Below are 14,474 nucleotides of genomic sequence, written 5' to 3' on the forward strand. Positions count from 1 at the left end.
ATAGATTGATATAGAGAATGTTTATCATTTTTCGGGAGCACTTTTATGATTGAACTGGATACCTTCGGCACGCTGGTCGCCGCCACGCTGGTATTATTATTGGGGCGGAAATGCGTCCAGACCGTGCCGTTGCTTAACCGTTATACCATTCCTGAACCGGTGGCCGGCGGGTTGGTCGTCGCACTGGCTTTACTGGCCGCCAAACAGTTTTTTGGCTGGGAGCTGACGTTCGACAATGCGATGAAAGAGCCGCTGATGCTGGCCTTCTTTGCCACCATCGGGCTGAATGCGGACATCAGCAGCCTGCGCACCGGCGGCAAAGCGCTGTTCTCTTTTGTGGGGGTCGTGGTGGGGCTGTTGCTGGTACAGAATATCCTGGGCATCGGGCTGGCGACGTTAATGGGGCTGAACCCGCTGACCGGGCTGCTCTCCGGCTCCATTACCCTCTCCGGCGGCCACGGCACCGGCGCGGCCTGGGGCAAGGTATTCACTGAGCGCTACGGTTTCAGCAGTGCCACCGAGGTGGCGATGGCGTGCGCCACCTTTGGTCTGGTGCTCGGCGGGCTGATTGGTGGCCCGGTGGCGCGTTATCTGGTCAAGCACTCTGCCACGCCGGACGGCTGCCCGGAGGATTTGGCGACCCCCAGTGCCTTTGAGAAACCGCTGACCGGCCGCCTGATTACGCCGCTGGTTTTGATCGAAACCATCGCGATGATCGCCATCTGTCTCTCTGCCGGCAGCTATCTTGCCCGGATACTGCACGGCACCGCCTGTGAGTTGCCAACCTTTGTCTGCGTGCTGTTTATCGGCGTGGTGCTCAGCAACCTGCTGTCGGTGACCGGGCTTTACCGGGTATTTGACCGCGCGGTCTCCGTGGTGGGGAACGTCAGTCTGTCGCTGTTTCTGGCCATGGCGCTGATGAGCCTGAAACTCTGGGAGCTTTCTGCGCTGGCGGTGCCGATGCTGGTGATCCTGACAGTGCAGACGCTGGCGATGGCGCTCTATGCGATATTCGTGACGTACCGGGTGATGGGCAAAAATTATGATGCAGCGGTACTGGCGGCCGGGCATTGCGGTTTTGGGCTGGGGGCGACACCCACGGCGATTGCCAATATGCAGGCGATTACCGGCCGCTTTGGCCCTTCACACCTGGCGTTTTTGATCGTGCCGATGGTCGGGGCGTTCTTTATTGATATTGCGAATGCGCTGGTGATTAAACTGTTTCTGATGCTGCCGGGCATCTGGCCGTCAGGACAGGCATGGGTATTGCCGTTAGGTCAGGCATTGGTATAGCGGGCGCGCGCCGGCAGCCAGCGCTCGATCAGTGCTTTGGCATGGTCTGGGTAGCGCTGGTGGATATGGCGCGCCACACGCTGCACTTCCGGAATCATCGCCTGATCGCGCAGCAAATCGGCAACTTTGAACTCGGCGCTGCCGGTCTGGCGGGTACCGAGCAGCTCACCCGGCCCACGGATCTCCAGATCCTGCTGGGCAATCACGAAACCGTCATTGCTGTCACGCAGCACCTGCAGGCGACGCTGGGCAGTTTTGCTCAGCGGCGTTTTGTAGAGCAGCACACAATGGGAGGCCACCGCGCCACGGCCAACGCGGCCGCGCAACTGGTGCAACTGGGCCAGGCCCAGCCGCTCCGGGTTTTCGATAATCATCAGGCTGGCGTTCGGCACATCGACGCCCACCTCAATTACCGTGGTCGCCACCAGCAACTGAATGTCACCCTGTTTGAACGCCTGCATCACCGCCTGCTTCTCCTGCGGTTTCATCCGGCCATGCACCAGCCCGATATTCAGGCCGGGCAGCGCCTCTTTCAGCCCTTCCCAGGTCACTTCGGCGGCCTGCGCCTCCAGCATCTCGGACTCTTCTATCAGGGTGCAGACCCAATACGCCTGCCGCCCTTCCTGCTGGCAGGCATTCCTCACCCGCTGAATAATCTCCTCGCGGCGGGTATCGGGGATCGCCACGGTTGTGACCGGCGTCCTGCCCGGCGGCAGTTCATCAATCACCGAGGTATCGAGATCGGCATATGCCGTCATCGCCAGCGTGCGCGGGATGGGGGTGGCGGTCATGATCAACTGATGCGGATGGAATCCCTGCTCCAGCCCTTTCTCCCATAACGCCAGCCGCTGATGCACACCAAAACGGTGCTGTTCATCGATGATCACCAGGGCCAGGCCATTGAACTGCACCTGCTCCTGGAAGATGGCGTGGGTGCCCACCACCATTGATACCTGGCCGGACGCGATTGCCTCCTGCTGGGCCAGGCGCGCTTTGCCTTTCTGTTTACCGGCCAGCCAGCCAACCTGAATGCCCAGCGGCTCAAACCACGCCCGGAAGTTATTGGCATGTTGCTCCGCCAGTAACTCGGTCGGGGCCATCATGCCCACCTGTTTGCCCTGTGCGATCACCTGCAACGCGGCCAACGCAGCCACCAGTGTTTTACCGGAACCCACATCGCCCTGCACCAGGCGCATCATCGGGAAACCGCGCGCCAGATCCTGTTCAATCTCCGCGACCACGCGCTGTTGCGCACCGGTAGGACTAAACGGCAGGGACGCGAGGAAACGCTGCGTTAATTGGGTATCCAGTGGGATGGGCAACGCCTGATAACTCTGCGTACCGGCGCGCACATCCAGCATACTGAGGTTATGCGCCAGCAACTCTTCCATGATCAGGCGGCGCTGGGCCGGGTGCCGCCCCTTTTCCAGATCGTCGAGCCGGATGTCCGGCGGCGGCCGGTGCAGCGTATGCAACGCCTGCGGCAGTGAAATCATCGAGCGGCGCAGTTCTTCCGGCAGCAGCTCGGCAATCGGCACGGTATCCAGCAACTCAAGTGCCTGATCGGTCAGCTTACGCAGGGTCGCCTGCCGGATGCCCTCGGTCGCCGGGTAGACCGGCGTCAGTGACTCCTGAAGCATCACTTCGCTGTTCTCACCCTGAATACGGTACTCCGGGTGAATAATCTCCGCGCCATGGTTACCACGTTTAATTTCACCATAAGCCGTCACCCGGCGGCCGGTGGCCAGGCTGTTTTTCATGGCAGCATTAAAATTGAAAAAGCGCAGAGTCACAACGCCGGTGCCGTCGCTGATCTGGCAGGTCATCATCCGGCGGCGGCCGAAGCTGATATCCGTGCGCAGCACTTCCCCTTCCACCGTGGCAAAAATGCCCGGCAGCAGGTCATTGATAGGGTAAAGGTGGGTGCGATCTTCGTAGCGCATCGGCAGATGCAGCAGCAGATCCTGAATCGTTTCCAGGCCGAGCTTTGCCAGTTTGCCTGCCTGACTGGCGCCTACCCCGGTAAGGGAGGTTAACGGCACGGCATCCAGCAGGCGGCCTTCCACTCAGCGCTCCGTAGACTGCATGGCGGCCCACCAGGCGGGGTCTGCCACAATCTGGCCGGTTTCATCCAGCGCCGGGCGCGGCAGGCCTTTGCGTTTCGCCACATTGGCCAGCACTGGGTAGCCGCCTTCAAACAGCAAGCGCTGCTGTTCCTCGTCATCCAGCATGCAGGTATCGCGGTGATACATGCCGGCATTCTGACGCTGGCGCTGGGCTTCATACAGGATGAGTGCGGAGGCCACCGAGACATTCAATGACTGCACCATGCCGGCCATCGGGATAATGATATCGCGATCGGCCAGGGCCAGCGCTTCAGGCGTGATGCCGGTTTTCTCCTGCCCAAGCAGAATGCAGGTCGGGCGGGTGTAATCGATCTCGCGGAAATCAACGGCGTTATCGGAAAGATGGGTCGCCAGCACCTGCATACCCTGGCTTTTCATGCAGGACACGGCGTCGGTGATGGTTTTATGGGTTTGTACCTGAACCCAGCTGTTGCTGCCGGCAGCGGAAGAGACCAGCGTACGCATGCGGTTGGTGGGCCAGACCGCGTGGATCTCATGAACACCCACCGCATCGGCCGTGCGGATCACGGCCGAGACGTTGTGGGGCTTATGAACCTGCTCCATACATACCGTGAGATCCGGTTGTCTGGCAGTCAGCATTTCGCGGATTCGCGCGTATCGTTGTGGAGTCATCAGCCTTAGTTTCTGTTTCGGTTTACTCTGATCACATCCGGCATAATACGGATTTTACGCATAACGTTCGCCAGATGAATACGATCATGCACGGTCAGGCGGATAAAGGCGCTGTAAACCCGGCCATCACGCTCTTCGGTGCTCAGGCTCTGGATGTTGGACTCCGCCGCATTAATTGCCGCCGTGAGGTTCGCCAGCGCACCCTGATGGTTGAACATATCCACTTTGATTTCAGTAATGAATTCCTGATCCAGTTCCTGATCATCCCACTCCACCGCCATGAATTTCTCAGGCTCTTTCTGGTAGCCGCGGATATTACGGCACGACTCATGGTGGATAACCAGCCCTTTACCCGGGCTGACGTGGGCGATGATTGGGTCACCGGGGATCGGGCGGCAGCATTTCGCAAAGGTGATCAGCACCCCATCGGCACCCTTGATCGGCAGGTTACGCATCCCGCTCGGGCCGATAGTGGTGTGGTCACCCAGCAGATTAGTGGCAACCACCACGCTCATGGCATTACCCAGGCCAATTTCTGCCAGCAGGTCATCCATAGAGGCGAGACGCATACGCTCCAGCTCACGCTGGATATGCTCTTCCGGAATATCAGACAGCTTGCGACCATTGCCCAGGGCATGGTTCAGCAGGCGGCGGCCGAGCGACACGGAATCATCACGCTTGAGGTTTTTCAGCATCTGGCGGATTTTGGCGCGCGCTTTAGAGCTCACCACAAAGTTCAGCCACGCGGCATTCGGCCGGGCGCCCGGCGCGGTGATGATCTCTACCGTCTGGCCGCTGCTCAGTGACTGCGACAGCGGGTAAGGCTGGCGGTCAACGCGCGCGCCCACACAGGCATGGCCGATGTCTGTATGCACCGCATAAGCGAAGTCCACCGGCGTTGCGCCGGCCGGCAATTCCACAATGCGGCCTTCCGGCGTGAACACGTAAATCTCATCCGGGAACAGATCAGATTTCACGCTTTCAATGAATTCAAACGAACTGCCGGCGCTCTGTTGCAGTTCCAGCAGGCTTTGCATCCAGCGCTGCGCACGGATTTGCGCCGTGGTGCCGGATTCGCCCTGTTCCTTATAGGCCCAGTGCGCGGCCACCCCCATTTCTGCCATCTGGTCCATATCCTCGGTGCGGATCTGTACCTCAACCGGCACGCCGTGCGGGCCGATCAGGGAGGTATGCAGGGATTGGTAGCCGTTGGCCTTGGGAATGGCGATATAATCTTTGACCCTGCCCGGGCGTGGCTTATACAGGCTGTGGGCCTGGCCGAGTACGCGGTAGCAGGTATCAACTTCTTTTACGATGACGCGGAAGGCGTAGATGTCCATGATGGAGTGAAAACGCTGCTCTTTCAGGTGCATTTTGCAGTAGATCGAGTACAGGTGCTTTTCACGTCCGCTCACGCGGCATTCAATACCGGCTTCCGTCAACCGCCCTTCGATTTCAGACAAGATCTTCTGAATCATCTCTTTACGGTTGCCGCGTGCCGCTTTCACGACCTCTTTGATCACACGGTAACGGTTCGGATAAAGGGCTTCAAAACCCAGCTCTTCCAGCTCGGTTTTTAAATGGTGAATACCCAGCCGGTGGGCCAGCGGGCTGTAGATCTCCAGCGTTTCACGCGCGATGCGGCGGCGCTTGTCCGGCCGCAGCGAACCGAGGGTACGCATGTTGTGCGTCCGGTCGGCCAGCTTGATCAGAACGACGCGGATGTCCTGCACCATCGCCATGATCATCTTGCGGAAGTTTTCCGCCTGCGCTTCTTTCTTGTCACGGAATTTAAGCTTATCCAGCTTAGAGACGCCCTCAACCAGTTCAGCCACGCTTTTGCCGAACAACTGCTCCATATCCTGATACGTCGCAGGGGTATCTTCGATGACGTCATGCAGCAGGGCCGCCATCAGCGTTTCGTGGTCAAGGCGCATTTCCGCCAGAATGCAGGCAACCGCCACAGGGTGAGTAATATACGGCTCACCGCTGGAGCGGGTCTGACCTTCGTGCGCGTCGCGCGCAACGAGGTATGCCTGTTTGAGGCGCTTGATCTGCTCCTCGGGCAGGTATTTTTGAATCAGCAGATTCAGGCTTTCAAACAGGTACAAGGTATTTCACAACTCCGATTAACGACGGCCTTCAGCGATCGCGGTCACAGCCTGAATTTCAGCGGCTTCCTGCTCTTGCTGTTCCTGACGATCGCGGACATCGAGAATCTGGTTATTGATCAGACCTTCTTCGATTTCACGCAGGGCGATAACGGTATATTTGTCGTTCTCTTCCGGAACCAGCGGATCTTTACCGCCTACCTGAATCTGGCGCGCCCGACGAGCAGCGACCAACACCAGGTCAAAACGGTTACCAATTTTCTCTACAGCGTCTTGAACAGTTACGCGTGCCATATAAGTGCTACTCCACAGGTGACGAAATGACTGGGCATAATACTGAAAGTGACTTCAGTCTGCCAATAATTTGGTGATTAAACCGTCATACTTGAGCTTTTGGCGGCCCAGACGCAGACGTTCAGCGCGAATAATGGTTTTTAAATCCAACAGGGCCAGATCAAAATCATCATTAACGATCAGGTAATCGTACTCGGCAAAGTGGGTCATCTCCGCGACGGCTTGCGCCATACGTTTGGCAATAACCTCTTCGCTGTCCTGGTTGCGGCCACGCAGGCGGCGCCCCAGTTCCTCTTTTGACGGCGGCAGAATAAAGATGCTGCGCGCGTCAGACATTTTTTCCCGGATTTGTTTGGCACCCTGCCAGTCAATATCCAGAAACACATCAACACCCGTTTTCAGGACTTGCTCAATGGCGGCCCGTGAGGTGCCGTAATAGTTGCCGAACACCTGCGCATGTTCAAGAAAGTCATCTTTCTCAATCATGTCGCAAAATTCCGCCTCAGAGACAAAAAAGTAGTGCTCACCATGCTTCTCGCCCGGGCGCACGGCGCGGGTGGTATGGGAGATGGAAACCTGAGTGTCGTAGAGCGGTTGTGTTTTCAGCAAAGCCTGAATCAGGCTGGATTTCCCTGCGCCACTGGGGGCAGAGACAATATATAACGTGCCTTGAGCCATAGGTGATGTTTCAGCTGTAACGGTTGATATGTTGATGCGGAAGAGAATGTCTTCGCACAGTATACACGGCTACCCGTCCGGATGCAGCGTTCGCGTTTATTTCACCTGAAACTCACCGCCTGCGCTATCGGTTCTGCCGGAAAGCCGAGACGCCTCGCAAACTAAATATCTCCGTTGCACCCCGGTATTTATTGTTTCGGCACCGCTTCCAACACCGCTTTTTGCTGCTCGAACCGCGCCCGTTAATGCGGTTAACTCGGCGGCAAAAGGAGGGCGCTATGCGTTCATTAATAATACTGGCAGGCATTGTGCTGCTGTATGGCGCGGTACCGGCAAAGGCCTCTGCGGATTGCCCCGCCTGGGATGCGCCGCGGCTGACGCAGGAAATTGCGGCGTTGAGCCGCCGGCTGGAGGCGTGTGACACCGCGTACTACCAACAGGGTGTCAGCCTGATAGAGGATACGCTCTACGATCAACTGCGCCTGACACTGGGCGAATGGCAACAATGCGCGGGGCATCAGGCCGGGAAACCCGCGTTGGCGGCGGGAAAAGTGCCGCACCCGGTGGCCCACACCGGCCTGAAAAAAGCCGCGGATGACCGCGCCCTGAAAAACTGGCTGGCGGGGAAACAGGAGGTGTGGATACAGCCCAAAGTGGATGGCGTAGCGGTTACCCTGACTTACCGCCATGGCAGGCTGGTGTCTGCCATCAGCCGGGGCGACGGCCTGCGCGGGCAGTCATGGACGGAGAGTGTCCGCCAGATGGGCAGTGTGCCGCTGACCCTGCCGCCCGGCAGCCGCTGGCAGGATATCACCCTCCAGGGGGAGATTTTCCTGCGGATGACCGGTCATCAACAGTCGGTACAGGGCGGCCTTAATGCCCGGAATAAAGCGGCGGGGTTGTTGATGCGCCGCCAGGCCGCAGCGTCTGAACTGCGGCAACTCGGTTTCTTCGCCTGGGAGTGGCCGGATGGCCCGGCAGAGATGCCTGCCCGCCTGCAGGCGTTAACTGAGCTGGGTTTTCCTCTGACCGCCCGCTATACCTTGCCGCTGACGACCTTCGAGCAGGCCGCAGCGCAGCGGGATCAATGGTTCCATGCCCCGCTTCCTTTTGTGACGGATGGCGTGGTGATTCGCGAAGGGCAAAGCCCGGCGGGGCGTTACTGGCAAAACCAGCCTGCGGCCTGGGCTATTGCCTGGAAATATCCGCCTGCCCGCCAGACGGCGGAAGTACGCGCCATTGAGTTTACGGTAGGCAGAACCGGGAAAGTCGCCGCTATCCTTCACCTTCACCCGGTTCAGCTGGATGACAAACAGGTGCAGCGCGTCAATATCGGCTCCCCGGAAAGGCTGAAACGCTGGGATCTGGCAGAGGGAGACCGGGTGATCATCGGGCTGGCGGGGCAAGGCATTCCCCGGCTGGAAGGTGTCGCCTGGCGGGTGAACGCGCGTAAACCGGTGGTGTACCCCGATGCGGACCAGTTCACCCCGTTTACCTGTTTTACCCTGACGCCGGAATGCCGGGAGCAATTTCTTGCGCGCCTGGTCTGGCTCAGTGGCCCGCATGGGCTGGAACTGGCCGGTCTGGGGCCGGAGAGCTGGCGCAAACTGATCGACAGCGGAAAGCTGGGCTCGCTGGTGGGCTGGCTGCAACTGAACAGTACCGATCTGGCCACGGATACCGGGCTGAGCCTGAAGCAGGCGGAAAAAATCTATGCCAGCCTGCAGTTGGCGCGGCAGAAAAACCTCTGGCAATGGCTGAGCGCACTGGGCCTGCCGCCCTATGCGCTGAACGCCCTTTCCGGCAGTGGCTGGCAGGCGGTCAGCCAGCGCACGGAACAGGACTGGCACACCTATGCCGGGATCGGCAAAAAACGGGCCGCGCACCTGTGGGCATTCCTGCACCACCCGGCGGTGACGGCCATGATTACTGAGCTGCAACAGTGGGGCATCGCGGCGTTTCTGCCGGATGCCCCGCCGGGTAACGCAGGGTAACCTCAGTAAGGGCTGGCGACCGGGCGCACCACCAGTTCGCTGACGTCTACCTCATCCGGCTGTTCGATGGCGTAAGCCACGGCCCGCGCAATGGCATCGGGTTTGATGGCAATACGGCGGAAAGAATCCATCGCCTGGCGGGCAGTATCGTCTGTAATGGTATTGGCCAGTTCTGACTCCACCACGCCGGGGTAAATTACGGTAACGCGCAGCGTGTCTGACTCCTGACGCAGGCCGTCAGAAATAGCGCGCACGGCATATTTTGTGGCGCAGTACACGGCGGCAGTGGGGGACACGCTCAACCCGCCGATCGAGGAGATATTAATGACATGGCCGCTCTGCTGGGCCTGCATCACCGGTTGTGCTGCGGCAATGCCATGCAATACGCCGCGGATATTGACGTCGATCATCTGGTTCCACTCATCCACCTTACGGGACGACAAAGGAGAAAGCGGCATGACACCGGCATTATTGATAATGACATCCAGGCGGCCAAATTTGCGCATCGCCAGGTCAACAAAGGCCTCCATCTCTTCCAGCCGGGTGACGTCCAGCGCCTGGCTCCAGGCTTCACCACCCGCAGAGCGGATCTCATCCACCAGCGTAGCCAGCCGATCCACCCGGCGTGCGCCGACGATGACCCGCGCGCCTCGTTCTGCCAGTAAACGTGCCGTGGCTTCGCCAATACCGCTGCTTGCGCCGGTGATGGCAATCACTTTGTTCTTGATACTGGTCATAGGGTTACCCTTTCAGAAAATAGAAAAACAGACGCTGAACGTGCGTCAACATGGCTGATGATAGGCCCGATGGGATGGTTGAAAAATACCCATACCTCTTTGTGTATTGCCTATTCCTCTGGGGCAACCGCGCGCTGGTACAGCTGGCTGCTATGCTTTTTGCACTAAAGGCGTATTTCAAAGGAGAGTAATCAATGAGTAATCACGCACGTGTGGCCGTCATTACAGGCGGAACGGCAGGGGTTGGCCGGGCTACCGCTCTCCATTTCGCCCAGGAAGGGTTTGATGTCGCCATACTTGCCCGGGGAGAAGAGGGGCTGCGCAGCGCCGTTGAGGAACTGGAAGCCTGTGGCGGCCGCGTACTGGGGCTGCCGGTGGATGTCTCTGATTCGGCGCAGGTTGAGCGGGCAGCCGATCAGGTGGAAAACGATCTTGGCCCTATCGATATATGGGTAAACGTTGCCATGAATACGGTAATTGCCCCGGTCAGCGAGATGACGCCTGAAGAATATAAACGCGTTACTGACGTCACTTATCTTGGGGCCGTCAACGGCACGCTCGCTGCCCTGAAGCGTATGCAGCCACGCAACCACGGCACCATTGTGCAGACCGGTTCGGCGCTGGCCTATCGCTCTATTCCGCTGCAGTCAGCGTATTGTGCGGCCAAAGCGGCGCTCCGTGGGTTTACTGATTCGCTGCGCAGTGAACTGATTCACGATAAAAGCCGGGTACGCCTGACCATGGTGCATCTGCCGGGCATCAATACACCGCAATTTGAATGGGCGCGCAATAAACTCAGCCACCGCGTGCAGCCGGTGGCCCCGATTTACCAGCCGGAAGTGGCCGCCCGGGCTATTTTTGACGCCGCCAGGCGCGCCCCGCGTGAAATCTGGCTGGGCAAGGCAACGCTGCAATCGATTCTCGGCAACATGGTCTTCCCCGGTATGCTGGACAAATTATTGGCAAAACAGGCCTATAAAGGGCAGATGACCGACGAGCCGGAATCCCCGTTGCGTCCGGATTACCTGTATGAGCCGGTAGAGCACCTGCACCGTACCCATGGCCGGTTTAGTAAGAATGCCAAAGACAAGGCGATCTCTGTGGATTCCCATATGGTGGGCGTCACCGTTCTGGCGCTGGCCGGGCTAGGCCTCGCCGCCCTGACGCGGGGGCGCAAACGTAAACGCTGATCGTCCGGCAGAAAAAAGCCCGCAAGGGGCGGGCTTTTCATATTGAGCATGTCAAACGGATACAAAGAGAGGCGTGTCTAAGGATTGGTGGAAGTATGTGGCCCGGACGCTAAAGATCCTGGACATGGGTATAGCGTATTCAGGCCTTTTAGGGGCCGCCTCCCAATGGATAAATTCGATATAAAAACCCCTGATTAGGGGCTTAATGTCTGAAAGTATTTAAAATCTTTGAAACAGTGATCGAGGGCAGTTAATCATTCAAATTTGACTAAATCTTTAAAGATCAGCTTGCCCCAGCTATTTCCGCGCGCCTGCACGAGTTGCCCACCTTCAGAAAGACCACCGAGTTTAATCGGTGAGAAACCAAGCCTTTCCGCAAGCAGGCCAACTTCATCTTCAGCACCTTTCTCATCACTCGCCAGGAAAACAACTCTCCTGCCTCCCTGTATATGCGGATCTTGTCCGAGAACAGCAGAGGCTAAATGGTTAAATCCCTTGACCAGCATTCCACCAGTAAATGCCTGAGCGACGACGTCAGAAGAGGGCTGTCCCCCTAGTTCCTCGGGCGATACACCATAGGCATTAGTCACATCGATGATAGTTTTTCCTTTCCAGGTCGGAAGCGTCCTCGCCACATCCTGATGCGATTCGTAACGGACGGCCAAAAAGATGACGTCCGCCTTTACAGCCTCCGTGAGTTTTTTTGGAATCACCTCGGGCCCTATCGCTGCCGCCGCAGAAGCATAGCTTTCTGGGTCGCGGGTGGTGGCGACAGATACTTCTATGCCGCTTCGGGCAAATGCCTTTGCAAGCGCCTGACCAATATTGCCGAAACCTATAATTGCATAACTCATAGATATTCCTGGGATTGACTGTGCCGGTGGGTTTTGAAATCAAATGGGGTGATCAGCAAAGCATCGCGGGTCAAATTTGCGCTAGTCCGCCATCAACAGCGAGCTCGCTGGCAGTCATGAAGCTGCTGTCCGACGACGCGAGAAAAGTCGCTGCCGCCCCGAGTTCATCCGGATCGGCCATACGCTGGAGCGGGGTCATTGAGCCAAAGGCTTTTATGCCGTCCTCACCCAGCGCTGCTTTTGCAAGTTCGGTCGCCGTCGGTCCCGGTGAAAGCACGTTTATCCGGATACCGGTGCCCTTCAAATCCTCTGCAAAGCTCCGTGCGAGGTTACGCACTGCCGCTTTGCTCGCGCTGTAAGCGCTGAATGCAGGAGCACCCGTTGTGCCTGCGCTTGATCCGGTCAGGATTATCGAGCCGCCCTTACCCATGAGCGGCAACGCACTCTGGACGGTAAAAATTGCCCCCTTTACATTGGTGTCGAATATTTCATCAATATGCCGGGCGGTAATATTGCCTAACGCCAGCTGGCTTCCCGTACCGGCATTGGCAAATACTATATCCAGCGTTCCGCGCTCGGCTTTCACCGCCGCGTAAAGCCGGTCAAGATCGAGTGGCTCTGAGACCGAGCCCTTAACGGCCCGGGCGTTCGGGCCAAGTTCATTTACAGCGGCATCAAGCGCTTCTTGCCGGCGGCCAAAGATGAAGACAAAAGCACCTTCTTCGATGAAACGTTTGGCAGCAGCAAGCCCAATGCCGGTAGCGCCGCCGGTGATCACGGCGGTCATTCCATTTAATCTGTTCATGTTGTTCACCCTTCATTTGAGTTGTGAAGAAGCAGGCAATTGCTTACTTGCTGACCACATTGCGCTTCTGCTAACCTAAGTACAAGTATGCACCTTTAGGTAAGTATCAAATGACAACACCCTCTCAAACCGAAAACTGTGGTACCGGCTGTGGGCTGAACGCCACGCTTCGCATCATCTCAGGCAAGTGGAAACCGCTGGTGCTGTTTTTCTTACGTAGCGGTCCGAAGCGCTACGGCGAGCTCAAGCGGTCGATCAATGGCGTGAGCCACAAGGTATTAATTCAGCAGTTGAAGGATCTCGAGGCTGACCGCGTGCTGGCGCGTACCGATTATCAGGAAGTACCGCCACGCGTAGACTATGCGCTGACCCCGCTGGGCCGTAGCCTGGCCGAGGCAATCATCCCACTGTGTACATGGGGAACCGAGAATATGATGGAAGTGACAAACATCTTTGCCAGCCGGGACCGCTATCCAGAACAGTACGAGGAGAAAGCGTAAAATCCCTCACAAAGATAATTGTCTTAGTAAGGAACAACGCTAAATGGGCAAAAAGAATTGATCTGGACAATGTCTCTTTATCAACAGAGAACAGCCTTAACGCTGGCCTTTATCCATGAGCGAATTTGCCTATCTGTCAGTGTTGGCATTGTGAATACCTATATGTTGAAGAGGGGGTGTACCCAAACTGATGTACCCAAATCCTGTCAGGTACACCTTTGGGTACACCCTGGTCATGCGCTCTAGCTCAGGACAACAAAAAAGCCCGGCTGAATGCGGGCTTTTGGATTTTTTGATAGCAGGTAACTCTTGCTGAAAACTTACTCGATGTTCTGAATCTGCTCACGCATCTGTTCGATCAACACTTTCAGCTCGATGGCGGAGGTGGTGACATCGGCATTAATCGATTTTGATGCCAGGGTGTTCGACTCGCGGTTGAACTCCTGCATCATGAAGTCCAGGCGACGGCCCACGGCTTCCTCTTTCTTCAGGATTTTGTGCGTCTCTTTCACATGCGCTTCAAGGCGATCCAGCTCTTCTGCCACATCCACGCGCTGGGCCATCAGCACCAGTTCCTGTTCCAGCCGGTTATTCTCCAGCTGCACTTCGGCTTCTTCCAGTTTGCTGACCAGCCGTTCACGCTGCCATTGCAGGATGTTCGGCATCTGGGCACGTACTTTTTTCACTTCCGCACTCACGCCTTCAAGTCGCTGTTCAATCAACGATTTCAGGGCGGCACCTTCGCTTTCACGGGCGGCGATGAAATCATCCAACGCGCCGTCGAGGGCTTTGAGCAACTCCGCGCTGATGGCATCCAGATCCTGCTCTTCCGCCGACATCACACCCGGGCAGCGCAGAATATCGACCGGGTTGATCTCACCCTCGTCGCTCTGCATTTTGACCCAGTTGGCGGCTTCTACCAGCTGTTTGGCCAATTTTTCATTCAGTACCAGGCTGCTCTGGGCACCCGGGTCGAGCTCGAAACGCAGGTTACATTCGATCTTGCCGCGGGTCAGCCGCGCGCGGATGCGCTCACGGACAACCGGCTCCAGGCCGCGGAACTGCTCCGGCAGGCGGATGTAGGTTTCCAGATAACGCTGGTTAACGGAACGGAGTTCCCAGGCTGCGCTGCCCCAGTTGCCCTTGATTTCACGCCGGGCGTAGGCGGTCATGCTGCGGATCATATGTGCGTCCCCATAATGTAAAGATGGGGGGATTATAGCCGCGGCCTACCCGTCATGATAGGCATTACCTCACGA

The 14,474-nt window shown here is 57.6% G+C and carries 13 protein-coding genes; 4 read left to right on the top strand and 9 right to left on the bottom strand.

Going from position 1 to position 14,474, the window contains the following annotated elements:
* Window positions 1–45 precede the first annotated feature (45 nt).
* A complete protein-coding gene (gltS, locus tag CYR55_RS16475; RefSeq protein ID WP_101817455.1) occupies window positions 46–1,293 on the top strand; it encodes a sodium/glutamate symporter in 1,248 nt (415 codons plus the stop codon).
* Here the strand turns inward: gltS and recG are convergent.
* From recG to gmk, 5 genes are read right to left on the bottom strand one after another with little or no spacing between them, the layout of a single operon-like run.
* Entirely contained in the window at window positions 1,278–3,359 is a 2,082-nt protein-coding gene (gene recG / locus CYR55_RS16480) for an ATP-dependent DNA helicase RecG (RefSeq protein WP_101817456.1), read from the bottom strand. The genes gltS and recG overlap by 16 nt on opposite strands.
* Entirely contained in the window at window positions 3,360–4,052 is a 693-nt protein-coding gene (gene trmH / locus CYR55_RS16485) for a tRNA (guanosine(18)-2'-O)-methyltransferase TrmH (protein ID WP_101817457.1), read from the bottom strand.
* A 5-nt stretch (window positions 4,053–4,057) separates the two neighbouring features.
* A complete protein-coding gene (gene spoT, locus CYR55_RS16490) occupies window positions 4,058–6,163 on the bottom strand; it encodes a bifunctional GTP diphosphokinase/guanosine-3',5'-bis pyrophosphate 3'-pyrophosphohydrolase (protein ID WP_101817458.1) in 2,106 nt (701 codons plus the stop codon).
* Window positions 6,164–6,181: 18 nt separating this feature from the next.
* Window positions 6,182–6,457, bottom strand: coding sequence for a DNA-directed RNA polymerase subunit omega (gene rpoZ / locus CYR55_RS16495; protein ID WP_101817459.1), 276 nt, complete (start codon window positions 6,455–6,457; stop codon window positions 6,182–6,184).
* 54 nt (window positions 6,458–6,511) lie between these two features.
* Entirely contained in the window at window positions 6,512–7,135 is a 624-nt protein-coding gene (gene gmk, locus CYR55_RS16500) for a guanylate kinase (RefSeq protein ID WP_101817460.1), read from the bottom strand.
* Window positions 7,136–7,413: 278 nt separating this feature from the next.
* On the opposite strand from gmk, the gene ligB reads away from it, so the two are divergent.
* Window positions 7,414–9,129, top strand: a complete 1,716-nt coding sequence (gene ligB, locus CYR55_RS16505; RefSeq protein ID WP_101817461.1) for an NAD-dependent DNA ligase LigB — start codon at window positions 7,414–7,416, stop codon at window positions 9,127–9,129.
* Between the two features lie 2 nt (window positions 9,130–9,131).
* On the opposite strand, the gene CYR55_RS16510 is transcribed toward ligB, so the two are convergent.
* Complete coding sequence (locus tag CYR55_RS16510) at window positions 9,132–9,866, bottom strand: SDR family oxidoreductase (RefSeq protein ID WP_101817462.1); 735 nt, start codon at window positions 9,864–9,866, stop codon at window positions 9,132–9,134.
* A 194-nt stretch (window positions 9,867–10,060) separates the two neighbouring features.
* On the opposite strand from CYR55_RS16510, the gene CYR55_RS16515 reads away from it, so the two are divergent.
* On the top strand, window positions 10,061–11,056 hold the full coding sequence (locus CYR55_RS16515) for an SDR family oxidoreductase (protein ID WP_101817463.1): 996 nt from the start codon (window positions 10,061–10,063) through the stop codon (window positions 11,054–11,056).
* A gap of 254 nt (window positions 11,057–11,310) precedes the next feature.
* Here CYR55_RS16515 and CYR55_RS16520 read toward each other — a convergent pair whose 3' ends face one another.
* On the bottom strand, window positions 11,311–11,910 hold the full coding sequence (locus CYR55_RS16520; RefSeq protein ID WP_101817464.1) for an NADPH-dependent F420 reductase: 600 nt from the start codon (window positions 11,908–11,910) through the stop codon (window positions 11,311–11,313).
* Between the two features lie 70 nt (window positions 11,911–11,980).
* Window positions 11,981–12,715: an SDR family NAD(P)-dependent oxidoreductase gene (locus CYR55_RS16525; protein WP_101817465.1), complete on the bottom strand. Its 735-nt coding sequence runs from the start codon at window positions 12,713–12,715 to the stop codon at window positions 11,981–11,983.
* 110 nt (window positions 12,716–12,825) lie between these two features.
* Here CYR55_RS16525 and CYR55_RS16530 point away from each other — a divergent pair, with 110 nt between their 5' ends.
* The gene (locus tag CYR55_RS16530) at window positions 12,826–13,215 is read left to right on the top strand and encodes a winged helix-turn-helix transcriptional regulator (RefSeq protein WP_101817466.1); all 390 of its coding nucleotides are present in this window, start codon (window positions 12,826–12,828) and stop codon (window positions 13,213–13,215) included.
* A 320-nt stretch (window positions 13,216–13,535) separates the two neighbouring features.
* Here the strand turns inward: CYR55_RS16530 and CYR55_RS16535 are convergent, their stop codons facing one another.
* Complete coding sequence (locus CYR55_RS16535; RefSeq protein ID WP_101817467.1) at window positions 13,536–14,399, bottom strand: YicC/YloC family endoribonuclease; 864 nt, start codon at window positions 14,397–14,399, stop codon at window positions 13,536–13,538.
* Between the last annotated feature and the right edge of the window lie 75 nt (window positions 14,400–14,474).

Source organism: Chimaeribacter californicus, from assembly GCF_002858675.1.
Classification (GTDB): domain Bacteria; phylum Pseudomonadota; class Gammaproteobacteria; order Enterobacterales; family Enterobacteriaceae; genus Chimaeribacter; species Chimaeribacter californicus.

Coding starts and splice junctions, on each gene's coding strand:
- gltS (WP_101817455.1), top strand. CDS start 46: ATGATTGAACTGGATACCTTCGGCACGCTGGTCGCCGCCACGCTGGTA.
- trmH (WP_101817457.1), bottom strand. CDS start 4,052: ATGACTCCACAACGATACGCGCGAATCCGCGAAATGCTGACTGCCAGA.
- rpoZ (WP_101817459.1), bottom strand. CDS start 6,457: ATGGCACGCGTAACTGTTCAAGACGCTGTAGAGAAAATTGGTAACCGT.
- gmk (WP_101817460.1), bottom strand. CDS start 7,135: ATGGCTCAAGGCACGTTATATATTGTCTCTGCCCCCAGTGGCGCAGGG.
- ligB (WP_101817461.1), top strand. CDS start 7,414: ATGCGTTCATTAATAATACTGGCAGGCATTGTGCTGCTGTATGGCGCG.
- CYR55_RS16510 (WP_101817462.1), bottom strand. CDS start 9,866: ATGACCAGTATCAAGAACAAAGTGATTGCCATCACCGGCGCAAGCAGC.
- CYR55_RS16515 (WP_101817463.1), top strand. CDS start 10,061: ATGAGTAATCACGCACGTGTGGCCGTCATTACAGGCGGAACGGCAGGG.
- CYR55_RS16520 (WP_101817464.1), bottom strand. CDS start 11,910: ATGAGTTATGCAATTATAGGTTTCGGCAATATTGGTCAGGCGCTTGCA.
- CYR55_RS16525 (WP_101817465.1), bottom strand. CDS start 12,715: ATGAACAGATTAAATGGAATGACCGCCGTGATCACCGGCGGCGCTACC.
- CYR55_RS16530 (WP_101817466.1), top strand. CDS start 12,826: ATGACAACACCCTCTCAAACCGAAAACTGTGGTACCGGCTGTGGGCTG.
- CYR55_RS16535 (WP_101817467.1), bottom strand. CDS start 14,399: ATGATCCGCAGCATGACCGCCTACGCCCGGCGTGAAATCAAGGGCAAC.